We start from the raw sequence: 24,188 nt of genomic DNA, 5'->3' as shown, positions 1-24,188 counted from the left end.
ACAACGCTCATATCGGGCAAATTGGATCGACGAAGGGGCCTTGTTCTTCCGAAAGCGAGTGAACGCTTGACGACTTGGCTGCTGTAATATTTCTTTTATTAGTTGTATCTACATTAATGCACCTTCAGTCGAGCCAAAAGTAATGCGTGGAGGGTAGTGATGGCCGTGACGAAGCTTGAACGCTGGAAGAGCGAGCGCATGACGAAGATCAAGTCGCTCGTCGTTTCCGAAAAGACGCATGTTGTTGAAATCGAATGTGGCCATTGCCACCGGCATTTCTTCCGATGGTCATCGACGGCAGCGGCCTACTGGCGCTGCGACGATTGCAGCGCCATTGCCTGATTTCCCGTTGCTTGGCGATGCTACACAATCAGGATCGCGCGGAAGTCGTTGACGTTCGTTCCGGTCGGGCCAGGCACGAATAGACCGCCGATCGCGTTGAACGCTGTCCAGGCATCGTTGCTTGCGAGCATCTCGGCTGGTATCAATCCAGCCTCGCGCAGCCGTGCCACCGTGCCCGCATCGGCAAAGGCGCCGGCATTGTCCTCGCTGCCGTCGATGCCGTCCGTGTCGGCCGCCATGGCGTGAATGCCGGTGTGGCCGTCGATATCGATCGCCAGCGATAGCAGGAACTCCGAATTTCGTCCGCCTTTGCCCTTGCCTTTCAGCGTCACCGTCGTCTCGCCGCCGGAGAGCAGCACGATCGGCTTGGCGAAGGGGCGGTTGCGATGCAGCACTTCGCGGGCGATGGCGGCGTGGACATGGGCAGCTTCGCGAGCCTCGCCCTCGATGGCGTCGGAGAGTATGGCTGCTTCGATGCCGGCGGTACGCGCCATCTCGGCGGCGGCTTCCAGAGAGACGCCGGCGGATGCGATGAGATGGACTTCATTGCCGGCAAAGCGCGGGTCGTCCGGGCGCGGCGCATCGGCCTCGGCCTTTTCGATATGGGCGAGAACGGCCGGCGGCAGCTCGATGCGGTAGAGGCGGATAAGGTCGAGCGCCTCAGTGCGCGTGCCCGCGCCGGGCACGGTCGGGCCGGATGCCACCAGCGCCGGATCGTCGCCGGGGATGTCCGAAACGACGAGTGAGACGACCCTGGCGGGATGGGCTGCTGCCGCGAGCCGGCCTCCCTTGATGGTCGACAGATGCTTGCGAATGACATTCATCGCCGAGATCGGCGCACCGGAGGCAAGCAGCGCCTTGTTGACGGCGATCTCGTCGGCAAGGCTAAGCTCGCCTGCCGGCGAGGGCAGCAGGGCCGAGCCGCCGCCGGAGATCAGGGCGATCACCAGATCGCCCTCCGTCAGCCCCTCGACAAGTTTCAGAAGTCGGCGGGAGGCGACGAGGCCGGCCTCGTCGGGTACGGGATGGGCTGCTTCGATGATCTCGATCTGGCGGCAGGGGGTGGAGAAACCGTATCGCGTCACCACCAGGCCTTCCAGTGGGCCATCCCAGCATTGCTCCAGCGCGGCCGCCATCTGGGCGGAGCCCTTGCCGGCGCCGATGACAATCGTCCGGCCCTTCGGCTTTTTCGGCAGATTGGCGCGGATGCCGGTCAGCGGATCGGCGGCGCGCACGGCGGCAGCGAACAGCGAGGTCAGGAAGGCGCGGGGATCGGAAACGGTCATGTCGAACTGCCTGTCTGCTAGAATGATTGTACGCGATTCCGGACGGAAAACCGCTACGCACTTTTCCTGGAATTGCTCTAGGAGCCTGTAACCATTTGGTGGCTTAACTGGTTCGAAGACGCAAGGGCCAGGAACTGCAATTGTGTCCGGCACGATGAATCCCTATGTTGAGGAAAAGAGTTTCCCGCTTTTATTTCAAGGATTTTCGATATGGCCGAACTGAGAGTGAAGACGAGGCAGACGGGCGCAACCGCAACGGTCGGCCGCACGGGATTTCCGCATGTGACGTCGGTGACGGGCGGCGAGATCGACATCGTCACCTCGCCGTCGCAGCCCGGTTTCAACCCGCTCGATCTGCTCTATTCGTCGCTGTCGGCCTGTCTTGTTCTCAGCGCCCGCATGGCGGCAAGCAGCCTCGGCGTGCTCGACAAGCTCACCGAAGTCACGGCCGTCGTTACGGGCGAAAAGGCGGCCGAAGGCCTTTCCCGCGTCGAGAAATTCAATATTGCCTTCACCATCAAGGGCGATTTCAGCGATGAGGTGCGCAATGCGATCGCACATGCCGCCGAAGACGAGATCTGCACCGTCAGCAACACGATCCGCGGCAATCCCCAGTTTTCGACTGTCATTTCTGGGTGAGTTTTAGCTCTATCCCGCCCCTTGCGGGCGGGAAAGCAAAATCAGCATTTAGCCGCAAGGCTAAGTGCTAGATTTTGCAAGGGCGGGGTAGGCAGGGACGCATCTGCTTGCCGGAAGTGGAACGAGCAAGACGCGGTCCCCCTCTCTTGCAATTTCAATGGCTTAGAAATTGCGCGAGGCTTCGAGAATGTAGAACGCTTCATGCCGCAATTCCTAAACCAATGAAATTGCTTTCTCGCCCGCCAAGGGCGAGATGGCTCGGCATCCGTCGCGGCTCCTCACTTCGGCGGAAACTCAAACCCTTCGAGATAAGGCCCAAGCTCCGGATCGATGTCGACCTTCACGGCATTGTTGTAGATGGCCGTGGCGATCATGATCCCCGCGAAGGCGACGAGATTGGCAAGCGTCGGCTCGTCATAACGCGCTTTCAGCCGCGTCCAGATTTCTTCGGGAATGGCGTTGGAATCGCTGACGATCGCCCTGCCGAACTCGATCAAGAGCGCTTCGTCCTCGCTCGGCACGATCGTTTCCGGCGTCAAGCCGGCATTGATCAGCGCACGCCGGAAGAAACCGACCGGGATGATCGAGCGGCATTCGATCGCGATGGCTTGGCAAAGCAGCCAGACGGCGCGATCGTCCAGCGCCGGGCGCAGCTCTTCGCGCAAGGGAAACCACTCTGCATAGATGCGATGCGCCACCGGCGAATGCAGCAATGTTCGCTTCATGTTCGTCATGCGGCCGCGCAGCTGCACCTCGCGGTCATGTTCGGCGCGTACGGCGTCGGAAGCGGTCTCGTAGTCGATCGGCGTGATATGGCTCATGTCATTCTCTTTTTACTGCGCTGCCGCAGCCGTTGCCTTGAAGAAGCGGTTTTCCGGACGCGGCAAGCCAAGGTGCTCGCGCAATGTCGTGCCTTCGTAGTCGCGACGGAAGATGCCGCGGCGCTGAAGCTCTGGAACAACTCGGGTCGTTACGTCAAGCAGGCCCTGCGGCAGGAAGGGGAAGACGACGTTGAAACCGTCCGAGCCTTCCTCGTGCAACCATTGCTCCATCTCGTCGGCGATGCTTTGCGGCGTGCCGACGAAGGCAAGGCCAGCATAGCCGCCGAGGCGCTGGGCTAGCTGGCGCACAGTCAGCTTCTCCGTTTCCGCAAGGGCGATGACGCGTTCGCGGCCGCTCTTGCTGGCATTGGTTTCCGGCGTTTCCGGCAGCGGAGCATCTGGATCGAATTTGGAAGCATCGTGCCCCAGCGCGATCGAAAGCGAAGCGATGGCGCTGTCGTAATGGACGAGGCTGTCGAGCTTGGCCCGCTTGGCCTTCGCCTCCTCGATGGTATCGCCGACGACGATGAAGGCGGCGGGCAGGATCTTCAGGTGATCCGGGTCGCGGCCGATTGCCTTCATGCGTCCCTTGATATCGGCAAAGATCGACTTGCCGTCGGCGAGATTGCGGGGCGCTGCAAAGACCGCTTCCGCCGTTTCGGCGGCGAGCTGACGGCCGGCGTCGGATTGGCCGGCCTGCACGATGACGGGCCAGCCCTGCGGCGGGCGGGCGATGTTGAGCGGGCCGCGAACGCTGAGTTCCTCGCCCTTGTGTCCGAGGACATGCATGCGTTCGGGATCGAAGAAGATGCCGCTTTCGGGATCACGGATGAAGGCGTCATCGGCAAAACTGTCCCAGAGGCCGGTGACGACATCGTAGAATTCGCGGGCGCGATGATAGCGCTCGCCATGTTCCATATGTTCTTCGAGGCCGAAATTAAGGGCGGCATCAGGGTTGGATGTGGTGACGATATTCCAGCCGGCGCGGCCGCCGCTGATGTGATCGAGCGAGGCGAAACGGCGGGCAATGTGATAGGGCAGGTCGAAGGTGGTGGAGGCGGTGGCGACGAGGCCGATCCTGTCGGTGACGGCGGCGAGCGCCGAAAGCAGGGTGAAGGGCTCGAAGGAGGTGACGGTCTGGCTGCGCTTTAGCGCTTCGATCGGCATGTTGAGAACCGCCAGGTGATCGGCCATGAAGAAGGCATCGAATTTCGCCTTTTCCAGCTCCTGCGCGAAGCTCTTGATGTGCTGGAAATTGAAGTTGGCGTCCGGATAGGCGCCGGGATAACGCCAGGCACCGGTATGCAGGCTGACGGGACGCATGAAGGCCCCGAGCTTCAATTGCTTCTGTTCGGTCATCGGCTCTCTCTCGAAAATCGTTGGGCTATCATGACGTCGCAACGGCACCGCCCGCGGGATCATGCATAACGACGTAGGCGTGCTCCTCGCGCATTCAAAGAGCCGATTTCATTTATTTGATCGCTTTCGCGGAATATTCATCCGGGCAGGGTTTCGACGCTGTTCTGTCCGGCGAAAACCTTGGCCAGCCAGTCTATGAAGACACGCACTCGCGGCGAAAGCTGGCGGCTGCGTGGATAGAGCATCGAGACCGGCGTTTGCGTCGGCGGATAGTCCTGAAGGACATGCAGCAGCTCGCCTGATCGTAACGCTTCCTCGGCGTGATAGCGCGGAACCTGTATAAGGCCGAGACCGAGCTTGGCCGCAGCAAGATAGCTCTCGGCGGCGTTGACGGAAATGGTGGCCGGCAAGGTAATTTCGCGTACCGCACCGTCGATCTGGAATTCCAGCGGCAAGAGCCCACCCGTTGCGGAGGAGCGGAAGCCGATCATGCGGTGGCCGTCGAGTGTGTCGGGATGGGCCGGCATGCCGAAACGCTTCACATAGATCGGCGCAGCAAGTGTCACTTCTTCCAGCATGGCAACGCGGCGGCCGATCATGTCGCTATCCTGCAGCGTGCCGACGCGCAGCACGCAGTCGATGCCCTCGCGGATGAGATCGACGAACCGGTCGCCCTCGGTGATCTGCAATTCGATGTCGGCATAGGTTTCCAGGAAGGATGGTAGGTTCGGCAGGACGAAGTGCCGGGCGAGCGTGCCGTGCAGATCGACACGCAATACACCCTTCGGCTTCGCCCCGGCAAAGGCGCCTTCGGCATCCTCGATATCGGAAAGGATTCGCAGACAGCGCTGGTAATAGGCTTCGCCGTCGAGCGTCGGGCTGACATGCCGCGTCGTGCGCTGTAGCAGGCGCACGCCGAGACGCGCCTCGACCTGCTTGATCGCATCCGTCACCGTCGAGCGGGGCAGGCCTGTGTCTTCGGCCGCCAGCGTGAAGTTGCGCCGCTCCACGACCCGGCAAAACACCCGCATGGCATCGAATCTGTCCATCTTTTTGTTCGCAATTTTCGGATAGTGATGCCGATTAATGGCCGATTATCCGCATTATGAAAAGGGGCATCTTCTCCTCATCGAAACGCGCTACGGCGCAAAGCAACGAAGGATGAGGAAAATGAGCAATAATCCCAACAAGGTAGCAATCGTGACCGGCGCATCGCGCGGTATCGGTGCGGCGATTGCCGAGCGTCTGGCTGAGGATGGCTTTACCGTCGTCATCAACTATTCGGGCAGCGAGGCCGCTGCCGAGGAACTCGCTCGCAAGATCGAGGAAAAGGGCGGCAAGGCGCTGACCGAGAAGGCCGATGTTTCCGATGTCGAGGCCGTGCGCCGCATGTTCGATGCGGCTGAGGCTGCCTTCGGCGGTGTCGACGTTCTGATCAACAATGCCGGCATCATGCAGCTTGCCAAGATTGCCGATGCGGACGACGCCCATTTCGACCGCCATATCGCCATCAACCTCAAGGGCACGTTCAATACGCTACGCGAGGCCGGCAAGCGTCTGCGTGACGGCGGCCGTATCGTCAACTTCTCGACCAGCATCGTTGGCCTGAAGCTCGAAACCTATGGCGTCTACGCCGCTACCAAGGCAGGCGTCGAGCTTTTGACCGGCATCATGGCGAAGGAACTGCGCGGCCGCTCGATATCAGTCAATGCGGTCGCGCCTGGCCCGACGGCCACGGATCTCTTCCTGAACGGCAAGAGCGACGAGCTCATCGACCGCATGGCCAAGATGAACCCGCTGGAGCGCCTCGGCACGCCGCAGGATATCGCCGCCGCCGTTTCCTTCCTAGTCGGCCCGGACGGCGGTTGGGTCAACGGCCAGACGCTGCGCGCCAATGGCGGCATGATCTGAGCCAATCAGGCGGCAGGGCAATGCCTGCCGCCGATCTCTCCATTCCTACCAATCGTCAGCGACAGTCAATCCCACAAAGGGGCAGGATCATGAGCAAGCAAGTCGTCGACATGCCGTTTGGCACGCGCCCCTTGCGTATCCATATAGATCCATCGGAAGACGGCGCGGAAATCGTCAACGGCGTTGCCGACCGGGTGCGGGCAGAGCTCTTCCGGCGCATCGGTGTGGAGGATCTGCTGAGGCCTCATATCCTGAGCTGAGGCTTCGCCGCTACCCTTCCAGCGTGTCGATCGCCGTTTCCATATCACAGAAGCGGCGATCTCTTGCTTCCGTCGAGACTATTTTGTGCGGTACGGCATTCCAAGTATTTGAGTTTCGTACTAAAGCGAGTCCCTCAGAGGGTCGGGAGATATCCATGGACGCGAAGGACATTGGCGAAATTGCCAGCTGGCTCATGCAGGCCGGTCTCAAGGGGATGTCGGAAGCCGATATCCTGGCGGGTTTCTGCGAGCAGTGCCGTCAGCATGGCCTCAACATCGATCGCGCCATGGCGCTGATGGACACGCTGCATCCGGTTTATGAGGGACGTGCCTTTCGCTGGGACGGCAATCAGCTGATCGAACGCGAGTTCGAATATGGCCCGACGCATCAGGGGATCGCCTCCGAGAATTGGCAGCGTTCCGCCTTTTATCACATGCTGACGACGGGCGGAGACGAGGTGCGCCGGCGCATCGGTTTCGGCGAGCCCACCGATTTCTTCGGGCTCGATACGCTGCTGGCCGACGGGCACACCGATTACATCGCCATGGTGCACCGTTTCGAAGAAGGCGGCACGATCGGCGAGATGGATTGCTTCTATTCCAACTTCGCGACGGCCGCCGAAGTGGGCTTTCCTGAGGAAGATTTGCGCGTGCTGCGCAAGCTGACGCCGGCTCTGGCCTTAGCGATCAAATGCACCGGCATGAGCCGCATCGCCCGCACCATTGCCGAGGTCTATCTCGGCGAGGATGCCGCGCGGCATGTGCTCGAAGGCAAGATCACCCGCGGTAAGACGGAACGGATTTCGGCTGCTCTCTGGTTTTCAGATCTGGCGAATTACACGCGTATCTCGGATACGGCCGAGCCGGACGAAATCATCCCGATGTTGAATGCCTATGCCGATGCGGTCATCTCCTCGATCCACGAGGCGGGCGGCAATGTGCTGAAGCTGATCGGCGACGGCACGCTGGCGATCTTCAAGGCCCGGAATTCCGCCGATGCCTGCGCTGCCGCGCTGATGGCGGAATCGCTGCTGCGCCAGCGGCTGCGCGACCTCAACTCGCAGCGGCAGATCGAAGGAAGGCCGGTGACGGAGGTCTATCTCGGCCTGCACATCGGCGACGTCTTCTATGGCAATATCGGCAGCATGGACCGGCTTGATTTCACGGTCATCGGGCCTGCGGTCAACGAAGTCAGCCGCATCGCCTCGATGTGCCGATCGGCCGATCGCAACGTCCTGATGTCCTCGAATTTCGTCGAGGCGCTGTCGACCAACCGGGGCAACGATCTCGTCTCTGTGGGCCGCTATGCGCTGCGCGGCGTCAACCGGCCACAGGAACTGTTTACGCTGCTGTCTTCGGCCGCCTGATCGGTACTGCTATCGCGCTCAGCTCAGTTCCTGGGCTAATCCGATGAGAAGCCCTTCAGGTCCCCGGATGTAGCAGAGCCGATAGATACCGTTGTAATCGACGACGTCGCCGACGAGTTGCGCGCCCTGTTTTCGGAGCCTTTCAAGCGTCTCGTCGATGTCATCAACGGTAAACATGACGCGGAGGTAGCCAAGAGCGTTCACCGGAGCATTGCGGTGATCTGCGACAACAGCCGGCCTGATGAAGCGGGAGAGTTCAAGCCGGCTGTGTCCGTCCGGCGTGCGCATCATGGCAATCTCGACATGCTGATCGCCCAGCCCCGTAACGCGTCCCGCCCATTCTCCTTCTATTGTGGCTCGCCCTTCGAGCTTGAGGCCGAGTTCGAGAAAGAAATTGATCGCCGCTCCGAGGTCTTCGACGACGATCCCGACGTTATCCATACGCTTGAGCGCCATGTTGCCGATCTCCCAAGTGTCGCCCAACTCTACAGGGTGTTACCTGGCCGAACAACGGCGGCTTGAATTGCTCTCAAGCACCCGAGGTTAACCTGTCCCTCAGCGACGGCCAGCGGCAAACATCGGCCCGCCCTTGCTCGAGGGAAAGCCGTAACCGTTGATCATGACGAGGTCGATGTCGCTGGCGCGGGCGGCGATTCCCCGCGAAAGCAGGGTATCGCCTTCATCGACCATGGCCTTGAGCAGACGGGCGACGATCTCTTCTGCGGTGAACTTTTTCGGTAGGATGCCTTTTTCGGCGCGCGCGGCTTCGATCACGGCCGTTACTTCCGGATCTACCGTCTTCTTGCCGTCGGGGTAGGCATACCAGCCGCGTCCGGCCTTCTGGCCGAAGCGTCCGGCTTCGCAGAGCCGGTCGGCGATGACGACATAGCGTTCCGAAGGATCGCGTGTCGCGGCCTGCCGCTTGCGGCGTGCCCAGGCGATTTCCAGGCCCGCCATGTCAAAGACGGCGAACGGACCCATCGCGAAGCCGTAGGCCTCCAGCGCCGCATCGATCTCCTGCGGCGAGGCGCCATCCTCGAGCATATATTCTCCTTCGCGGCGATAGGCCGAAAAGATGCTGTTGCCGATGAAGCCTTCGGTGACGCCGGAGACGATGGGCAGCTTGCCCAGCCGCTTTGCCAGCGCAAGGGCTGTCGCCAGCACGTCGGGCGCCGTCTCCTTGCAGTTCACCACTTCCAGCAGTCGCATGATATGCGCCGGCGAGAAGAAATGCAGCCCGACGACGCGCTCGGGCAGCTTGGTGGCGGCGGCGATGGCATCAGGATCAAGATAGCTCGTATTGGTGGCGAGAATTGTCTCGGCCGGAACGATCGTATCGAGGCGCTGGAACAGCTCGGTCTTGACGATGAGATCGTCGAAGACGGCTTCGATGACGATGCCGGCTTGTGTCAGTTGCTGCATGTCGGCCGTTACCGTCAAGCGACCAACGCGTTCCTCACGGCCAGCCGCATCGAGACGGCCTGATTGTACGGCCTTATCGAGCAGACCGACGATCCGGTCTCGGCCTTTTTCTGCGGCTTCCGCGCTCTGTTCGACGCCGATGACGCGGAAACCGCCGTTAAGCGCCGAAACAGCAATGCCTGATCCCATCAGGCCGGTGCCGACGATGCCGATCGTTTCGATCTTGCGCGGAGCGACCGCTTCCAGCCCCTCGACCTTGCCGGCGGCACGTTCAGCGAAGAAGACATGACGCAGGGCCGCCGCCTCTTCACTGTCGCGAAGCTCGATGAAGGTGCGGCGCTCTTCAGCCAGTCCTTCTGCCAAGGAGGCGGTTGCCGCCAGGCGGATGAGGCGGACGGCCTCGGAGGGGGCGCGTTGACCGCGCGCCTTGCGGGATGCGTCTGCCGCTGCCCTATCGACAGCGTCAGCCGTTTCCGAACGCACCGACAAATGGCCGGTGCGGCGCAGGCTGGGCGCGTTGGCTACCTTGATATCCGCGATAACATCCGCAAGCAGTGCACCGCCGGATACGCCATCGATAATGCCGAGCTTTAGAGCTTCGGAGGCGGGGACCATACGTCCGCTAGCGACCACGTCGATGGCCGCGGCGATACCGATCAGGCGGGGAAGGCGCTGCGTGCCGCCGGCGCCGGGAACGATGCCGAGCTTGACTTCCGGCAGTCCGAGTTTGGCCGATGGAGCGGCATGGCGGCGATGGCAGGCAAGCGCCACTTCCAGGCCGCCGCCGAGCGCCGCGCCATTGATTGCTGCCGCGATGGGCTTCGAAAAGGCCTCGATGCGCGAGATGACATCGGGCAGCAGCGGCTCGACCGGCAGCTTGCCGAATTCCTTGATGTCGGCGCCGCCGATGAAGGTGCTGCCTGCTCCGGTCAGGACGACGCCCTTAACCGCGCCGTCTTTCTCCGCGTGATCGAGCGCCGCCATCAGGCCGGCTCTCACATCGGCTGAGAGCGCGTTGACGGGCGCGTTGTCTATGGTGACGACGAGGATCCCGTCGGCGAGCGCCGCCGAGATGGTGTCCGAAAAGCGCAATGCCGACATGATTCTCTACCAGCCTGTCCGATATTATTCCGGGATGACGGCGGTCGCCTGGATCTCGATCTTGGCGCGATCCTCGACGAGAGCGACGACCTGCACGGCGGCCATGGCCGGGAAATGCCGGCCGATGGTTTCGCGGTAGGCCTGGCCGATGCCCTTAAGGTTGCTGAGATACTCAGTCTTGTCGGTGAAATACCAGGTCATCGAGGTGATGTGCTTCGGCTCGGCACCGCCTTCGGCGAGGATGGCGACGACATTCTTCAATGTCTGGCGCACCTGCTCGACGAAATCGTCGCTTTCGAATTCGCAGGTGGCATTCCAGCCGACCTGGCCACCGACGAACACCATACGGCCCGTTGCCGCCATGCCATTGGCATAGCCGATCGGCTTGGCCCAGCCTTCAGGTTGCAGGATGGTATGCATCGGTCTTCTCCAGATGAGAGGTCAGCGCGGCGCGGATATCATCCGGCCATGCGTGCGATTGATTGTTGTCGAGCGAGGTGGCGACGACGCGGTGCTTGGCCGTCCACAGCACCTGACCATTCGCCGAGACCTGATGTTCCAGATCGAGCGAGGAACGGCCGATGCCGCGGACGACAAGCACGAATTCCAGCTCGTCGCCTTGTAGGCCCGGCTTCATGAAGGTCAGATCGAGCCGCACGGTGGGGACACCGATGCGGCGGTCGTCGATCAAGCGCCTCCAGGGGAAGCCGAGCGAGGCAAAGTAGTCTTCCAGAACCCCGACGAGGATGTTCAGATAGGAGGGGAAATATGCGATCCCGGAAGGATCGCAATCTCCGAAACGTAAGGGTCTGGTGGTTCTAAACGCCAAGGCGGGCCTCAGTTCGAAAAGGCGGCGATGCCGGTGATGGCGCGGCCGAGGATGAGGGCGTGGATGTCGTGCGTGCCCTCATAGGTGTTGACCACTTCGAGGTTGACGAGATGGCGTGCGATGCCGAATTCGTCCGAGATGCCGTTGCCACCCAGCATGTCGCGGGCGGCGCGGGCGATATCCAGCGCCTTGCCGCAGCTGTTGCGCTTGAGGATCGAGGTGAGCTCTACCGGCGGATGGCCCTCTTCCTTCATGCGGCCGAGGCGCAGGCAGCCCTGCAGGCCGAGCGTGATCTCAGTCACCATGTCGGCGAGCTTCTTCTGGATGAGCTGGTTGGCGGCGAGCGGCCGGCCGAACTGCTTGCGGTCGAGCACATATTGCCGCGCCTTGGCATAGCAGTCTTCGGCCGCACCCAAAGCACCCCAGGCAATGCCGAAGCGCGCCGAGTTGAGGCAGGTGAAGGGGCCTTTGAGGCCGGACACGTTCGGCAGCAGGTTTTCTTCGGGTACGAAGACATTTTCCATGACGACTTCGCCGGTGATGGAAGCGCGCAGGCCGACCTTGCCGTGGATAGCGGGCGCGGACAGGCCCTTCCAGCCCTTTTCGAGGATGAAGCCGCGGATGAGGCCATCTTCGGTCTTGGCCCAGACGACGAAGACATCGGCGATCGGTGCGTTGGAGATCCAGGTCTTGGCGCCCGTCAGGCTGTAGCCGCCGTCGACCTTCTTTGCCCGCGTGACCATCGAGCCGGGATCGGAGCCATGGTTCGGCTCGGTGAGGCCGAAGCAGCCGATCCACTCGCCGGTTGCGAGCTTCGGCAGGTATTTCTGCTTCTGCGCCTCCGAGCCGAAAGCATCGATCGGCACCATCACCAGCGAGGACTGAACGCTCATCATCGAGCGATAGCCGCTGTCGACGCGTTCGACTTCGCGGGCGATCAGGCCGTAGGCGACATAGCTGAGGCCAGCGCCGCCGTACTCCGGCGCAATCGTCGGGCCGAGCAGGCCGAGTTCGCCCATTTCGCGGAAGATCGTCGGATCGGTCTGTTCATTGCGGAAGGCTTCGAGGACGCGGGGGCCAAGCTTCTCCTGCGCATAGGAATGCGCCGTTTCAAGCACCATGCGTTCGTCGTCGTTCAGCTGTTCCGTCAGCCGGAACGGGTCGGCCCAGTCGAAAATCTCGCGGCTCATGCTCGTATCTCCCATTGGAGCGGTTCGGCGTTTTCGTAAGCCCTGAACCGCTCAATTTCCTTGTTCATGCAATTCCGGACGGAAAATTGCTGCGCAATTCTCCCGGAACTGCTCTAGGTCTTCAGAAGTTCGCGCGCAACGATGAGTTTTTGAACTTCAGTCGCACCCTCATAGATGCGAAGCGCGCGGATCTCCCGATAGAGTTTCTCCGTTATCTCTCCGGACCGAACGCCACGGCCGCCAAAGAGCTGAACGGCACGGTCGATGACGCTCTGTGCGGTTTCCGTCGCCGTCATCTTGGCCATGGCCGCTTCGCGCGTCGTCGGCAGGTGCTGCACGTCGCGGCGCCAAGCCGCTCGGTAGGTCAGCAATGCGGCCGCGTCGATGCCGGTCGCCATGTCGCCGAGGGCCGCCTGCGTCAGCTGTAGGTCGGCCAGCCTTGCTCCGAACATCGGGCGGGCGCGAACGTGCGCCAGCGATTCATCCAGGGCGCGGCGGGCAAAGCCAAGGCTTGCGGCAGCGACCGAGGCGCGGAAGATATCGAGCGTGCGCATGGCGATCTTGAAGCCTTCGCCCGGTGCGCCGAGGCGGCGCGAAACGGGAATGCGGCAATTGTCGAAGCGGATCGTCGCCAGCGGGTGCGGCGCGATGACCTCGATGCGTTCGGCGATCGAGAAGCCGGGATCATCGGCAAAGACGACGAAGGCGGAAATGCCGCGGGTTCCCGGCGCCTCGCCGGTACGCGCGAAGACAGTGTAGACGTCGGCGATGCCGCCGTTCGAAATCCAGGTCTTCTCGCCATCGAGAACATAGTGATCGCCCTCGATGCGGGCGGCGCAGCTCATGGCAGCCACGTCGGAGCCGGCGTCTTTTTCCGACAGCGCGAAGGCGGCAAGCCAATCGCCCGAGCGTACCTTGGGCAACACAGCGGCGCGCAATTCAGGCGAGCCCGAGAGGCCGATGGCTCCCGTGCCGAGCCCCTGCATGGCCAAGGCGAAATCGGCAAGGCCGTCATGCCAGGCGAGCGTTTCGCGGGCGAGGCAGACCATGCGGGAATCGATCAGCGGTTCGCTGTCGGAGGACCCGGTTGCAGCGGCAAGAAGCCCGGCATCGCCCAGTGCCTTGACCAGCTTGCGGCATGCGCCATCGACATCGGCGTGGTCGATCGAAGCCATGGCGCCAGACTTTGCGAAAGCATCGACTTCCGCAGCGTAGCGGTGATGGCGCTCGTCGAAGAAGGGCCAATCCAGATGATCGCGGGTCGGGCCGGGGAGGCTGCTTGCCGTGGACATCAGCTCAATCCCCCTGGAATTCCGGCCGGCGCTTGGCCGCGAAGGCTTCGAAGGCGCGGCGGAAATCCTGCGTCGCCATGCAGATTGCCTGCGCCTGCGCTTCGGACTCGATCATTTCCTCGATCCCCATCGCCCATTCCTGGTTCAGCATGGTCTTGGTCATGCCATGGGCGAACCAGGGGCCATCGGCCAGCGAGCGGGCGAGCTTGACCGCTTCGCTCTCGAGGTCGGCGCCGACATGCAGGCCGTTATAGAAGCCCCAGGCCTGGCCTTCCGCTGCCGTCATTGAGCGACCGGTATAGAGAAGTTCTGCGGCGCGGCCCTGGCCGATGATGCGGGGCAGGATGCCGCATGCGCCCATATCGGCACCGGCAAGACCGACACGGGTAAAGAGGAAGGCCGTCTTCGCTTCCGGCGTCGCGAGCCTGAGATCGGAGGCCATGGCAAGGATGGCGCCGGCGCCGGCGCAGATGCCGTCGACTGCCGTGATGATCGGCTGCGGGCATTTGCGCATCGCTTTCACGAGATCGCCGGTCATGCGCGTGAAGGCCAGGAGCTCGGGCATCGCCATGCGGGTCAGTGGCTCGATGATCTCGAAGACGTCGCCGCCGGAGGAGAAATTGCCGCCGGCGCCGGTCAGCACGATGGCGCGGATATCGGATGCATAGGCGAGATCGCGGAAGAGATCGCGCAGCTCGGCATAGCTGTCGAAGGTCAGCGGGTTCTTACGCTCGGGGCGGTTCAGGCGGATGGTAGCAACACGGCCGTCTTCGCTGACATCCCAGAGGAAATGCTGCGGCTTCAAATCTTTGAAGGGTTTCAGATGTCCCTTCATCGTCATGTCCCGATCGCTCATGGCGTTCAAATCTCCCCACCGGCAACCGCAATTGCCTGTCCATTGATCGATGCCGCGGCTGGCGATGCCAGCCATAGCACGGTGTCGGCAACTTCTTCCGGCTTGATCAGCCGTCCCTGCGGATTGGATTTCGTGAACTCGCCAAGCGCCTGTTCGGCCGTGCGCCCGGTCTTGGCGACGATCGTTTCGATCGACCGCTGAATGATCGGCGTATCGGTAAAGCCGGGGCATACGGCATTGACCGTGATACCGGTCTTGGCCAGCTCGAGCGCCAGCGAGCGCGTGAGGCCGACGACGCCGTGCTTGGCGGCGACGTAAGCCGAGACATAGCCATAGCCCTTCAAGCCCGCCGTCGAGGCGATGTTGATGATGCGCGCGCCGGAACCGCGAGCCTTCAGGTCTGGAAGAGCTGCCTGCGTCACCACGAAAACGCCGGTCAGGTCGACCGTTAGGACGTGGTTCCAGGCCTTCAGGCTCGTCTTTTCGAAGGGCGCGCTCGGCGCTTCGCCGGCATTGTTGACGAGAATATCGACCGGGCCGAATTTTTCGCGCGCCTTGGCGAGGCCCTGGGCCACGGCCTCGGGACTTGTGACATCGAAGCCGTCGACCACGAAACCAGCCGTGCCGATCTCGGTGGCGATCGCTTCCAACGGCCCCTTGCGGCGGCCCGCCAGGCTGACATGCGCACCCTCGGCGGCGAGCGCCCTGGCGATCGCGGTGCCGATGCCGCTGCCGGCGCCGGTGACGAGGGCATGGCGGCCGGCGAGTTTGCCCGAAGTCGTCATCTTATCCTCATTTCGCCGGTGCTGCCGTGGCCGCGCGGGCGAGGTTGGTTTCATACTGGATCTTGCCGGAAAGATATTGCTTCGGCCAGGGAATGGAAGTCAGGCCGATCTTGGCGGCTTCATGCAGAGCCCAGGCCGGGTCCGCCAGATGCGGGCGGGCGACGGCGCAGAGATCGGCACGACCGGCGGCGATGATCGAATTGGCGTGATCGGCCTCCGAGATCGCACCGACGGCGATCGTGGGAATGCCGATCTCGTTGCGGATCTTGTCGGAGAAAGGCGTCTGGAACAGCCGGCCGTAAACCGGCTTTTCCTGCTTGGAGACCTGACCCGAAGAGCAGTCGATCAAATCGGCGCCGGCTTCCTTGAACATGGCGGCGAAGATGGCCGCATCTTCCGGCGTGTTACCGCCATCGGTCCAGTCATGGCAGGAGAGGCGGATCGAGATCGGCTTATGTGCCGGCCAGATCGCGCGTATCGCCTTGAAAACTTCGAGGGGATAGCGGGCGCGGTTCTCATGGCTGCCGCCATACTCGTCGCCGCGCAGATTGGTCAGCGGCGACAAGAAGCTCGACAGCAGATAGCCGTGAGCGCAGTGCAATTCCAGCCAGTCGGCACCGGTCTCGATTGCGAGCTCGGTCGAGCGGATGAAATCGGCCTTGACGCGATCCATGTCAGCGCGATCCATGGCCTTCGGCACCTGGCTGTGTTTGAGGTAGGGGACTGATGATGCCGAGATCAGCGGCCAGTCGCCTTCGGTAAGCGGCTGGTCGATGCCTTCCCAGGCAAGTTTCGTCGCGCCCTTGCGTCCGGCATGGCCGATCTGGATACCGACCTTGGCGGCGCTGCTCGTGTGAACGAAGTCGACGAGCCGCCTCCACTGACCCGCCTGCTCCTCGTTCCAGAGGCCGAGGCAGCCGGGGGTGATGCGCGCGTCCGGGGTCACGCAGGTCATCTCCGCGAAGATCAGTCCGGCGCCGCCAAGGGCGCGCGAGCCGAGATGGATGATGTGGAAATCATTCATCACGCCATCCTGAGCCGAATACATCGCCATCGGCGACATGACGATGCGGTTGACGAGCTGGACATCGCGCAGCCGGTAGGGCGTGAACATCGGTGGCAGGCACCGGTCGTTGCCGACGGCAAGGCCGGATTTCTCGGCAAACCAGCGCTCATAGCCTTCGAGCCAGGTCTTGTCGCGGAGCCTTAGATTTTCGTGGCTGATGCGCTGCGAGCGTGTCAGCATCGAATACATGAATTGCGGCGGCTCAAGCGTATCCGCATAGCGGCGGCCGACAACTTCGAACCATTCCATTGCATTGCGGGCGGCGTTCTGGATGCGGGCGACGTCGACGCGGCGGATTTCCTCGTAGGTATCGAGAACGGCCGGGATCTTGTCCTTCTCATGCCCGTGGATCTGGAACTGACGGGTCAGCTCGATGGCGTCATCGATGGCGAGCTTGGTTCCGGAACCGATGGCGAAATGCGCGGTATGGGCGGCATCGCCCATCAGCACGACATGCGAATTGCCGTTGAAATGGCTCCACTTGCCGCAGATCAGGCGGTTGAAATTCAGCCAGGCCGAGCCGCGGATATGGCGGGCATTGGTCATCAGCGAAGCGTCTTCGAGCACTTCGGAAAACAGGTTTTCGCAGAAGGCGATGGAGCCGTCCTGATCGACCTTGTCGAGGCCGTGAGCGAGATAGGCTTCCTCGGTGGTTTCGACAATGAAGGTCGAGGTCTTGTCGTCGAACTTGTAGATATGCGCCTGAAACCAACCGTGGTCGGTCTTGCGAAAATCGAAGGTGAAGGCGTCGAAGAGCTTGTCGGTGCCGAGCCAGATATAGCGGTTCGGCCGGGTGATCATGTCCGGCTGGAAGACCTCCGGATAATGATTGCGAATGCGCGAATTGAGGCCGTCCGAACCGATGACCAGATCGGCGTCCGGGTAATCGAGGTCGGAATTGACGTCCGTCTCGAAGATCAGTTCGACATCCAGCGCCTCGCAGCGTTTCTGCAGGATGTTCAAGAGTTTCTTGCGGCCGATGCCGACGAAGCCGTGGCCCGATGTGCGCTGGCGCGTGCCCTTGAACAGGACTTCGATGTCGTCCCAATGGTTGAAGGCGTCCTCGATCTCGGCCGCACTTTCCGGATCCCATTCGCGCATCGAAACCATGGTCGCGTCGGAGAAGACGACGCCCCAGCCGAAGGTATCATAGGGGCGGTTGCGCTCGACGACGCGGATCGAATGCTCCGGGTGGAGCTTCTTCATCAGAAGCGCGAAGTAGAGCCCTGCGGGGCCGCCGCCGATACAGACGATGCGCATCGCTTTTCCCTCCTGTGAAACCGGGGCCGGTTCCGAAAAATCATTTAAGTTTAAAATATCTCGCTGCCGTCATTCGTCAAGAGATTTCGTTCCGGAATCTCCGGGCTGAGCCTTTGCACGATACTGCGAAAACTCCGAAAAGTCCTTTTAAATCAAATAATAGACGAAAATATTTTAGGCTTAAAATTTCTTGCTTGAACATTTCATTCGTCGGTGCGATCTTTTTAGCGACGCCACACATACCGCCTTGGGGAGGCGGTCATGATGGCGGTTGATCGAGAAGCATGTGGGAGCGAGGCTATGCTGGGACCGACCGGTCACATCGATACATTCACACGAGATAATTTGCCGCCTTTGGGTGAATGGCCCGAGCTGCTGATGGATGGTTTCGATTATCCGGAATGGCTGAATGCCGGCTTTGAGCTCAGCGACCGAATGGTCGAGAGGGGCTTCGGCGACAATGTGGCCCTGATCGGCAATGGCCGTCGTCGCACCTATAAGGAGCTGGCGGACTGGACCAACCGGATCGCCCATGCGCTCGTTGAAGATTTCGGCGTCAAGCCCGGCAATCGCGTTCTCATCCGCTCCGGCAACAATCCCGCCATGATCGCCTGCTGGCTGGCGGTAACGAAGGTCGGCGCGGTCGCGGTCAATACCATGCCGATGCTGCGGGCAGGGGAGTTGTCGAAGGTCATCGACAAGGCGGAAATCTCGTTTGCGCTCTGTGACACGCGGCTTCTGGAAGAGCTCATCACGGCTGCCAAGGACAGCCGCTTCCTGAAGCAGGTCGTCGGCTTCGACGGCACCGCCAATCACGACGCCGAACTCGACCGGATTGCCCTCAACAAGCCCGTTCGTTTCGAGCCGGTCAAAACCGGGCGGGATGATGTGGCACTGCTCGGCTTCACGTCGGGATCGACGGGTGTGCCGAAGGCGACGATGCATTTTCATCGGGATATCCTGATCATCGCCGACGCCTATGCCAAGGAAGTGCTGCAGGTGACGCCTGATGACGTCTTCATCGGTTCGCCGCCGATCGCCTTCACCTTCGGGCTCGGCGGGCTTGTCGTCTTCCCCTTGCGCTTCGGCGCATCGACGGCTCTGCTCGAAAATGCCTCGCCGAAGAACATGGTCGAGATCATCCAGGAATATGGCGCGACGATCAGCTTCACTGCGCCGACGGCCTATCGCGCCATGCTGGCCGCCATGGAGGAGGGGGCGGATCTTTCCTCGCTTCGCATAGCGGTTTCAGCGGGCGAGACGTTGCCAGGGCCGATCTTCGACGAGTGGACGCGCAAGACCGGCAAGCCGATCCTCGATGGCATCGGTTCGACCGAGATGCTGCACATCTTCATCTCCAACCGGCTCTCCGATGCCAAGCCGAAGAGCACGGGCAAGCCGCTGACCGGCTATGACGCCCGCGTCGTCGATGAGGAGATGAACGAGGTGCCGCGCGGCACGATCGGCAAGCTCGTCGTTCGCGGGCCGATCGGCTGCCGCTATCTCGCCGATCACAGACAGGCCGACTATGTGCGCGACGGCTGGAATGTGACGGGCGACAGCTTCATTCAGGATGAAGACGGCTATTTCCATTTCGCCGCCCGTTCCGACGACATCATTCTTTCTGCCGGCTACAATATTGCCGGTCCGGAAGTCGAGGCTGCGCTTCTTTCGCATGCCGACGTGCTGGAATGCGCCGTCGTCGGCAAGCAGGACGAGGAGCGGGGCCATATCGTTCAGGCCCATGTGGTGCTGGCGCCGGGCGTCACTGGCTCGGATCTGCTGGTCAAGGCACTGCAGGATCACGTCAAAGCCGTGATAGCGCCCTATAAATATCCACGCTCCATTATCTTCGTCGAAGCCCTGCCGAAGACGGAATCAGGTAAGATACAGCGTTTCCGGCTGAAGCCGCCGCCGGCTTGATCGCGCGGCGTTATCCAAACCCCGCCTCATTTGCCCGGATCTTTCGGACTCCACAGCACGGTTTCGGCATCTTTTTCGTAAGCCATACCCTTGGGATAACTGATTGCTTCGAATTGCAGGCCCCATGGTGCCTGGAAATAAAGGATCGACTGGCCAGCTGCCGGGCCGTCGCTGATCGGGAGCGGCCCTAACCGCGTCGCAACGTTCCTGCTGTCCAGGTACGCCTTTGCCGCATCAATATCATCAACGTACAACGCGATATGAAACGCACCGATATCACTGTTTTTCTGTTTGAGGTCCCGCTGATCGGGGGCTGAATATTCGAACAGTTCAATGTTCGATCCGAAGCCGCATCGCACCTGGATTATCTGTTTTATCTCAGCCTTGGGATCGACGCCGAGCAGATCGGTCATGAATGTGCCCTTATCGTCGGCAAACGGGCCGAACGACATGATGACCTCGCAGCCGAGCACGTCCTCGAAGAAATCGACCGCCTGCTTCATATCCGGCACCGTGAGTCCCGTATGGTCGTGACCACGAAGTCCGGGCAGCCCCGCAGCTTTTGTTGCTACTGAAACAGGATCCTTCATAGAGACTTCCCTTTCCATATGCCGATATTGTTGCATTCCCGCTGACACCTGCGGCTCAAGCGCAAACTTTGCGCCCGGATCGGGTGACCTTCATGCAGCGGGCGCTTCTTCCATCAGACTTTCGCGCCCAAGCCATTTCGGGTCGATTTCGGGCAGCGGAATGGCGTCCAGCAGCATGCGCGTATAGGCGGAGGCGGGTGCGGTGAAAACGCGTTCGCAATCGCCTTCTTCTTCGACACGGCCATGGCGCAGGACATAGACACGGTCGCAGACGGCACGGATGACCGAGAGATCATGGCTGATGAATGCCATGGAAAGGCCGAGATCGCGCGAAAGTTCCTTCAGCAGATTGAGTACCTGCGCCTGTGTCGACACGTCGAGGCCGGAGACGATCTCATCTGCAAGCACGAAATCCGGCTTCAGCAGGGCCGCCCGCGCGATACCGATGCGCTGGCGCTGGCCGCCGGAAAGCTCATGCGGATTGCGGTCGAGGCAGGCCTGGGGCAGCGTCACGCGCTCAAGGATTTTGGCGACGCGTCGCTCGGCGTCTTTCCGGTCCGAAGCCAGCCTATGCAGGAGCAGCGGCTCGACAAGGATGCGGCGGATCGTGTGGCGCGGATTGAGCGAAGCCATCGGATCCTGGAAGATCATCTGCATGCGGCGGCGCAGCGGCCTTATGTCTGTAGCGGGCAGGCGGGTGATGTCCTTGCCATCGAAATGGATTGCGCCCGCGGTCACATCGACCAGCCGTAGCAGGGCGCGGCCGAGGGTCGTCTTGCCCGAGCCGCTTTCGCCGACGATGCCGACCGTTTCGCCGCGGCCGATATCGATATCGACGCCGTGCAGCACCTTGATGCCATGGCCCGGCGGTCCGAAAAGATGCGGCTTGGCGCCATAGGTAACTTCGATGCCTTTACCCGACAGGAGATTATCGGAAACGCTCATCGTCCGCCCTCCGGAATGCCGATTTCGCGGCGCAATTGCTCGAAGACTGCCTGCGGAACTGGTGTCAGCCCGGCATCCGGCCGGTCATAGCGTGGCCCGGCGGCAAGAAGCGATTTCGTGTAGATATGCTGCGGATGCGCGAGCACGTCGCTCGTGCGTCCCTCTTCGATGACCTTCCCGGCGTAGAGCAGGGTGACGCTGTCGCAGATCTGGGCGACGACGCCGAGATCGTGCGTGACGAAGATCACGGCGGTGCCGTGCGCTTCCTGCAGGCCGCGGATCAGCCGCAGGATCTGCTTCTGCACGGTGACGTCGAGCGCCGTGGTCGGCTCGTCGGCGACGACCATTTTCGGCTCAAGCGCGAAGGCGGCGGCAATCAAGATGCGCTGGCGCATGCCGCCGGAAAGCTCATGGGGATAGGCGCGCAGCACACGCTCGGGATCGCGGATATGCACCTCTTCGAGCAGCTTCAGCGCGCGCCGCCGGGCATCGCCCGAGGACATGCCCCGCTTCAACCGCAGGCCATCGGTCAGTTGCGCCTCGATACGGCGGCCGGGATTGAGCGCCGTCTGCGGGTCCTGCGGGATCAGCGAGATATCGCTGCCCATGATGCCGCGTAATTCTTTGGCTGAGAGCGTGAGGAGATCGCGGCTCTCAAACAGGATCGATCCGCTCGTGATGCGGACTCCGCGCGGCAGGATGCCGAGCAGGGCCTTGGCGATGGTCGATTTCCCGGCACCGCTTTCGCCGACGAGACCGCGCACTTCGCCACGCTCGAGCGTCAGAGAGACGTCGCGCAGGATCGGCGCGCCGCCGTCGCGATCGGATACGGCACTGAGGCCGGCAATGGAGAGAAGTGGAGATGTCATCGGCGCATCACCGGATCGAGGGCGCGGCGCAGGCCATCGCCGAGTTGATTGAAGGCAAGCACCGTCGCAAAGAGCGCGATTAACGGCACGACCAGCACCCACCAGCCTTGGTAGATCATCTGCCGCCCCTCGGCGATCATGCCGCCCCAGGTCGGCGTGTCGGATGCAACCGACAGGCCGACGAAGGACAGGATGGCTTCGACGATGACGGCGATGCCCATTTCGAGGCTCACAAGGGCGATCAGCACGGGCGTGACATTGGGCAGGATTTCGCTGAAGAGGATTCTGGCCCGCGAAAAGCCAATCGTATGGGCCGCCGTCACATAATCCATCTGTGCCTGCGCCTGCGTTTCCGATCGCACCACGCGGCAGAAACGCGTCCAGTCGATGATGACGATGGCGGCGATGACCGAATGCACGCCGGAGCCGAAGACGGCGACGAGAAGGATCGACAGCAGCACCGGCGGGAAGGCCATCCAGATATCGACGAGGCGGGAGATCACCTTGTCGATCCAGCCGCCGTACCAGCCGGCGAGCAGGCCGAGCAGCGTGCCGATCAGGGCCGCGAGCCCGGCTGCGACGAAGGCGACCGTGAGCGCGATGCGCGTGCCGAAGATGGCGCGGGATAGCACATCGCGGCCGAGATCGTCCGTGCCCAGCAGGAAGCCCGGATCGGAACCATCGATCCATGCCGGCGGCAAGGTGCCGGACATCAGATCCTGCTCCAACGGATCCTTCGGCGCGATGTAAGGCGCGAAGATCGCGAGAATGATCAGGATCAGGATGAAGCCACCGCCGAAAATCACTTTCGGCTCGGCGAGCAATGCCCGTATGCGTTTCGCCGTTCTTGAGGGTGGTCTCGGTATGGCGGGCGAGGTGACGTCAGCCATTGGCGAGCCTCGGATTGAAGGCCGCGACCAGGAGATCGACCGCCAGGTTGACGAGAATGAAGGTGGCGCCGAAAACCAGGACGAGCCCCTGGATCAGCGGCAGGTCGCGGTTGATGACCGCATCGATCGCCATGTTGCCGATGCCGGGATAGGCGAAGATGCGCTCGACGATGACGGTGCCGCCAATCAGGAAGGTGAATTGCATGCCGGTCAGCGCAATCGTCGGGCCGACGGCATTGCGCATCGCCTCCTGCAGCACCAGCCGCAGCTCGGACATGCCCTTCAGCTTGGCGAGCAGGATATAGTCCTGCACCATGGCCTCGGAGAGCGCGGCTTTCAGGACGCGGGCGATGATGGCGGCGAGCGGCAGGCCAAGCGCCAGAACCGGCATGACCATATGCGCGCAGATGTCGGCGAAGATCGCGAAGCGGAGCGTCACCAGGCTTTCGAGGAGATAGAATGGGGTCGCAAACTGTGCGTCGATGCTCGGGTCGATGCGGCCGGAGAGCGGGAAAAGCGGAAAGAGAACCCCGAGAACCAGAACCAGCGCCAAGGCCCAGACGAAATCCGGAACGGCGAGGAAAAGACCGTTCAGACTGTCGATCACAGGCTCGAAAATCGTGCGGCGGGCAAGCGTGCCGACGATGGCGACCGCGCCGCCGAGCAAAACCGCCAGCACCAGCGCGGCGAAGGCAAGCTCCAGCGTCGCGGGGAGGCGCTCTCCGAGCAGGGACAACACATCGCGTTTCAGGGAGATCGATGTGCCGAAGTCACCCATAAGGACCGATTTCAGCCAGATTCCGAACTGTGTCGTCAGGCTCGCATCGAGACCGTAATGGGCGCGCAGCGCTGAGATATCGGCGGGGCTTGCGCCCGGCGAGATCATCATGGCGATCGGGTCGCCCGGCACGACGCGCAGCAGGACGAAGACGATCACCGCCACGCCGAAGAGCGTGATGGCGGCCATGATCAGCCGGTTGAGAATGGAAACTGTTATCATTCGCCACGAATTCCGATCACTTATACTGGCTGCAAATGGAGAGTACGGCCCCTTATCCCGCCTGTCGGCCACCTTCTCCCCGTTTTGACGGGGAGAAGGGGAAAGAGGCGTCTGCAGCCTACCCCTAACGGCCTGTTCACGCGAGGGAACAGAGGTCGTTCCCTCTCCCCGCGAGCGGGGAGAGG

23 protein-coding genes and 1 pseudogene are annotated in these 24,188 nt (G+C 61.9%); 6 read left to right on the top strand and 18 right to left on the bottom strand.

Annotated features, from left to right (window positions below; all coding sequences use genetic code 11):
• The first annotated feature begins 159 nt into the window (after window positions 1-159).
• The gene (locus RHSP_RS12370) at window positions 160-342 is read left to right on the top strand and encodes a hypothetical protein (protein WP_037151548.1); all 183 of its coding nucleotides are present in this window, start codon (window positions 160-162) and stop codon (window positions 340-342) included.
• A gap of 20 nt (window positions 343-362) precedes the next feature.
• Here the strand turns inward: RHSP_RS12370 and RHSP_RS12365 are convergent, their stop codons facing one another.
• Window positions 363-1,628, bottom strand: a complete 1,266-nt coding sequence (locus tag RHSP_RS12365; RefSeq protein WP_037151544.1) for a glycerate kinase type-2 family protein — start codon at window positions 1,626-1,628, stop codon at window positions 363-365.
• A gap of 210 nt (window positions 1,629-1,838) precedes the next feature.
• On the opposite strand from RHSP_RS12365, the gene RHSP_RS12360 reads away from it, so the two are divergent.
• Window positions 1,839-2,267: an OsmC family protein gene (locus RHSP_RS12360; RefSeq protein ID WP_004117210.1), complete on the top strand. Its 429-nt coding sequence runs from the start codon at window positions 1,839-1,841 to the stop codon at window positions 2,265-2,267.
• Window positions 2,268-2,545: 278 nt separating this feature from the next.
• Here RHSP_RS12360 and RHSP_RS12355 read toward each other — a convergent pair whose 3' ends face one another.
• The 3 genes from RHSP_RS12355 to RHSP_RS12345 all read right to left on the bottom strand — a co-directional run bounded on the left by RHSP_RS12355 (window position 2,546) and on the right by RHSP_RS12345 (window position 5,496).
• Entirely contained in the window at window positions 2,546-3,088 is a 543-nt protein-coding gene (locus tag RHSP_RS12355; RefSeq protein WP_004117208.1) for a carboxymuconolactone decarboxylase family protein, read from the bottom strand.
• Between the two features lie 12 nt (window positions 3,089-3,100).
• Complete coding sequence (locus RHSP_RS12350; protein WP_037151540.1) at window positions 3,101-4,447, bottom strand: LLM class flavin-dependent oxidoreductase; 1,347 nt, start codon at window positions 4,445-4,447, stop codon at window positions 3,101-3,103.
• A 137-nt stretch (window positions 4,448-4,584) separates the two neighbouring features.
• A complete protein-coding gene (locus RHSP_RS12345) occupies window positions 4,585-5,496 on the bottom strand; it encodes a LysR family transcriptional regulator (RefSeq protein ID WP_037151537.1) in 912 nt (303 codons plus the stop codon).
• A 121-nt stretch (window positions 5,497-5,617) separates the two neighbouring features.
• On the opposite strand from RHSP_RS12345, the gene RHSP_RS12340 reads away from it, so the two are divergent.
• From RHSP_RS12340 to RHSP_RS12335, 3 genes and pseudogenes are all read left to right on the top strand, one after another.
• Complete coding sequence (locus RHSP_RS12340) at window positions 5,618-6,358, top strand: SDR family oxidoreductase (RefSeq protein ID WP_004117192.1); 741 nt, start codon at window positions 5,618-5,620, stop codon at window positions 6,356-6,358.
• 101 nt (window positions 6,359-6,459) lie between these two features.
• Window positions 6,460-6,618: pseudogene (locus tag RHSP_RS33560) on the top strand (short-chain dehydrogenase/reductase); the annotation flags it as partial.
• 155 nt (window positions 6,619-6,773) lie between these two features.
• A complete protein-coding gene (locus RHSP_RS12335; protein ID WP_004117186.1) occupies window positions 6,774-7,985 on the top strand; it encodes an adenylate/guanylate cyclase domain-containing protein in 1,212 nt (403 codons plus the stop codon).
• Window positions 7,986-8,003: 18 nt separating this feature from the next.
• Here RHSP_RS12335 and RHSP_RS12330 read toward each other — a convergent pair whose 3' ends face one another.
• The 9 genes from RHSP_RS12330 to RHSP_RS12290 all read right to left on the bottom strand — a co-directional run bounded on the left by RHSP_RS12330 (window position 8,004) and on the right by RHSP_RS12290 (window position 17,786).
• Window positions 8,004-8,441 carry a VOC family protein gene (locus RHSP_RS12330; protein ID WP_037151534.1) on the bottom strand — a complete coding sequence of 146 codons (438 nt, stop codon included), beginning with the start codon at window positions 8,439-8,441 and terminating at the stop codon, window positions 8,004-8,006.
• Window positions 8,442-8,540: 99 nt separating this feature from the next.
• Window positions 8,541-10,508: a 3-hydroxyacyl-CoA dehydrogenase NAD-binding domain-containing protein gene (locus RHSP_RS12325; RefSeq protein WP_004117181.1), complete on the bottom strand. Its 1,968-nt coding sequence runs from the start codon at window positions 10,506-10,508 to the stop codon at window positions 8,541-8,543.
• A 24-nt stretch (window positions 10,509-10,532) separates the two neighbouring features.
• Window positions 10,533-10,928, bottom strand: a complete 396-nt coding sequence (locus tag RHSP_RS12320) for a RidA family protein (RefSeq protein ID WP_004117178.1) — start codon at window positions 10,926-10,928, stop codon at window positions 10,533-10,535.
• Complete coding sequence (locus tag RHSP_RS12315) at window positions 10,906-11,337, bottom strand: acyl-CoA thioesterase (protein WP_004117177.1); 432 nt, start codon at window positions 11,335-11,337, stop codon at window positions 10,906-10,908. The genes RHSP_RS12320 and RHSP_RS12315 overlap by 23 nt, the downstream gene beginning before the upstream one ends.
• Before the next feature lie 8 nt (window positions 11,338-11,345).
• Entirely contained in the window at window positions 11,346-12,527 is a 1,182-nt protein-coding gene (locus tag RHSP_RS12310; protein ID WP_037151531.1) for an acyl-CoA dehydrogenase, read from the bottom strand.
• A 113-nt stretch (window positions 12,528-12,640) separates the two neighbouring features.
• Window positions 12,641-13,819 carry an acyl-CoA dehydrogenase family protein gene (locus RHSP_RS12305; RefSeq protein ID WP_004117173.1) on the bottom strand — a complete coding sequence of 393 codons (1,179 nt, stop codon included), beginning with the start codon at window positions 13,817-13,819 and terminating at the stop codon, window positions 12,641-12,643.
• Between the two features lie 4 nt (window positions 13,820-13,823).
• The gene (locus tag RHSP_RS12300; protein ID WP_037151525.1) at window positions 13,824-14,675 is read right to left on the bottom strand and encodes an enoyl-CoA hydratase family protein; all 852 of its coding nucleotides are present in this window, start codon (window positions 14,673-14,675) and stop codon (window positions 13,824-13,826) included.
• Between the two features lie 5 nt (window positions 14,676-14,680).
• Window positions 14,681-15,460: an SDR family NAD(P)-dependent oxidoreductase gene (locus tag RHSP_RS12295; RefSeq protein ID WP_037151523.1), complete on the bottom strand. Its 780-nt coding sequence runs from the start codon at window positions 15,458-15,460 to the stop codon at window positions 14,681-14,683.
• 7 nt (window positions 15,461-15,467) lie between these two features.
• The gene (locus tag RHSP_RS12290) at window positions 15,468-17,786 is read right to left on the bottom strand and encodes a bifunctional salicylyl-CoA 5-hydroxylase/oxidoreductase (protein WP_037151520.1); all 2,319 of its coding nucleotides are present in this window, start codon (window positions 17,784-17,786) and stop codon (window positions 15,468-15,470) included.
• A gap of 300 nt (window positions 17,787-18,086) precedes the next feature.
• On the opposite strand from RHSP_RS12290, the gene RHSP_RS12285 reads away from it, so the two are divergent.
• Window positions 18,087-19,709, top strand: a complete 1,623-nt coding sequence (locus RHSP_RS12285) for an AMP-binding protein (protein WP_037151517.1) — start codon at window positions 18,087-18,089, stop codon at window positions 19,707-19,709.
• Between the two features lie 26 nt (window positions 19,710-19,735).
• Here the strand turns inward: RHSP_RS12285 and RHSP_RS12280 are convergent, their stop codons facing one another.
• The 5 genes from RHSP_RS12280 to RHSP_RS12260 form a co-directional block, all read right to left on the bottom strand.
• The gene (locus RHSP_RS12280; protein WP_004117162.1) at window positions 19,736-20,299 is read right to left on the bottom strand and encodes a VOC family protein; all 564 of its coding nucleotides are present in this window, start codon (window positions 20,297-20,299) and stop codon (window positions 19,736-19,738) included.
• Between the two features lie 90 nt (window positions 20,300-20,389).
• A complete protein-coding gene (locus tag RHSP_RS12275) occupies window positions 20,390-21,244 on the bottom strand; it encodes an ATP-binding cassette domain-containing protein (RefSeq protein ID WP_004117160.1) in 855 nt (284 codons plus the stop codon).
• Window positions 21,241-22,113, bottom strand: coding sequence for an ABC transporter ATP-binding protein (locus RHSP_RS12270; RefSeq protein ID WP_004117158.1), 873 nt, complete (start codon window positions 22,111-22,113; stop codon window positions 21,241-21,243). Before RHSP_RS12270 ends, RHSP_RS12275 begins: the two co-directional genes overlap by 4 nt.
• On the bottom strand, window positions 22,110-23,003 hold the full coding sequence (locus RHSP_RS12265) for an ABC transporter permease (protein WP_004117155.1): 894 nt from the start codon (window positions 23,001-23,003) through the stop codon (window positions 22,110-22,112). Before RHSP_RS12265 ends, RHSP_RS12270 begins: the two co-directional genes overlap by 4 nt.
• Window positions 22,996-24,003 (bottom strand): ABC transporter permease, encoded by a 1,008-nt coding sequence (locus RHSP_RS12260; RefSeq protein WP_037151512.1) that lies wholly within the window; start codon window positions 24,001-24,003, stop codon window positions 22,996-22,998. The genes RHSP_RS12265 and RHSP_RS12260 overlap by 8 nt, the downstream gene beginning before the upstream one ends.
• Between the last annotated feature and the right edge of the window lie 185 nt (window positions 24,004-24,188).

Origin of the sequence: Rhizobium freirei PRF 81 (assembly GCF_000359745.1) — a bacterium.
GTDB classification, from domain to species: Bacteria; Pseudomonadota; Alphaproteobacteria; order Rhizobiales; family Rhizobiaceae; genus Rhizobium; species Rhizobium freirei.
The sequence above is the reverse complement of the archived record's forward strand: the minus strand, read 5'-3'. Positions and strand labels throughout refer to the sequence as shown.

Excerpts from the sequence above, each read along its gene's own strand:
- RHSP_RS12370 (WP_037151548.1), top strand. The coding sequence starts at position 160 with ATGGCCGTGACGAAGCTTGAACGCTGGAAGAGCGAGCGCATGACGAAG.
- RHSP_RS12365 (WP_037151544.1), bottom strand. The coding sequence starts at position 1,628 with ATGACCGTTTCCGATCCCCGCGCCTTCCTGACCTCGCTGTTCGCTGCC.
- RHSP_RS12360 (WP_004117210.1), top strand. The coding sequence starts at position 1,839 with ATGGCCGAACTGAGAGTGAAGACGAGGCAGACGGGCGCAACCGCAACG.
- RHSP_RS12355 (WP_004117208.1), bottom strand. The coding sequence starts at position 3,088 with ATGAGCCATATCACGCCGATCGACTACGAGACCGCTTCCGACGCCGTA.
- RHSP_RS12350 (WP_037151540.1), bottom strand. The coding sequence starts at position 4,447 with ATGACCGAACAGAAGCAATTGAAGCTCGGGGCCTTCATGCGTCCCGTC.
- RHSP_RS12345 (WP_037151537.1), bottom strand. The coding sequence starts at position 5,496 with ATGGACAGATTCGATGCCATGCGGGTGTTTTGCCGGGTCGTGGAGCGG.
- RHSP_RS12340 (WP_004117192.1), top strand. The coding sequence starts at position 5,618 with ATGAGCAATAATCCCAACAAGGTAGCAATCGTGACCGGCGCATCGCGC.
- RHSP_RS12335 (WP_004117186.1), top strand. The coding sequence starts at position 6,774 with ATGGACGCGAAGGACATTGGCGAAATTGCCAGCTGGCTCATGCAGGCC.
- RHSP_RS12330 (WP_037151534.1), bottom strand. The coding sequence starts at position 8,441 with ATGGCGCTCAAGCGTATGGATAACGTCGGGATCGTCGTCGAAGACCTC.
- RHSP_RS12325 (WP_004117181.1), bottom strand. The coding sequence starts at position 10,508 with ATGTCGGCATTGCGCTTTTCGGACACCATCTCGGCGGCGCTCGCCGAC.
- RHSP_RS12320 (WP_004117178.1), bottom strand. The coding sequence starts at position 10,928 with ATGCATACCATCCTGCAACCTGAAGGCTGGGCCAAGCCGATCGGCTAT.
- RHSP_RS12310 (WP_037151531.1), bottom strand. The coding sequence starts at position 12,527 with ATGAGCCGCGAGATTTTCGACTGGGCCGACCCGTTCCGGCTGACGGAA.
- RHSP_RS12305 (WP_004117173.1), bottom strand. The coding sequence starts at position 13,819 with ATGTCCACGGCAAGCAGCCTCCCCGGCCCGACCCGCGATCATCTGGAT.
- RHSP_RS12300 (WP_037151525.1), bottom strand. The coding sequence starts at position 14,675 with ATGAGCGATCGGGACATGACGATGAAGGGACATCTGAAACCCTTCAAA.
- RHSP_RS12295 (WP_037151523.1), bottom strand. The coding sequence starts at position 15,460 with ATGACGACTTCGGGCAAACTCGCCGGCCGCCATGCCCTCGTCACCGGC.
- RHSP_RS12290 (WP_037151520.1), bottom strand. The coding sequence starts at position 17,786 with ATGCGCATCGTCTGTATCGGCGGCGGCCCCGCAGGGCTCTACTTCGCG.
- RHSP_RS12285 (WP_037151517.1), top strand. The coding sequence starts at position 18,087 with ATGCTGGGACCGACCGGTCACATCGATACATTCACACGAGATAATTTG.
- RHSP_RS12280 (WP_004117162.1), bottom strand. The coding sequence starts at position 20,299 with ATGAAGGATCCTGTTTCAGTAGCAACAAAAGCTGCGGGGCTGCCCGGA.
- RHSP_RS12275 (WP_004117160.1), bottom strand. The coding sequence starts at position 21,244 with ATGAGCGTTTCCGATAATCTCCTGTCGGGTAAAGGCATCGAAGTTACC.
- RHSP_RS12270 (WP_004117158.1), bottom strand. The coding sequence starts at position 22,113 with ATGACATCTCCACTTCTCTCCATTGCCGGCCTCAGTGCCGTATCCGAT.
- RHSP_RS12265 (WP_004117155.1), bottom strand. The coding sequence starts at position 23,003 with ATGGCTGACGTCACCTCGCCCGCCATACCGAGACCACCCTCAAGAACG.
- RHSP_RS12260 (WP_037151512.1), bottom strand. The coding sequence starts at position 24,003 with ATGATAACAGTTTCCATTCTCAACCGGCTGATCATGGCCGCCATCACG.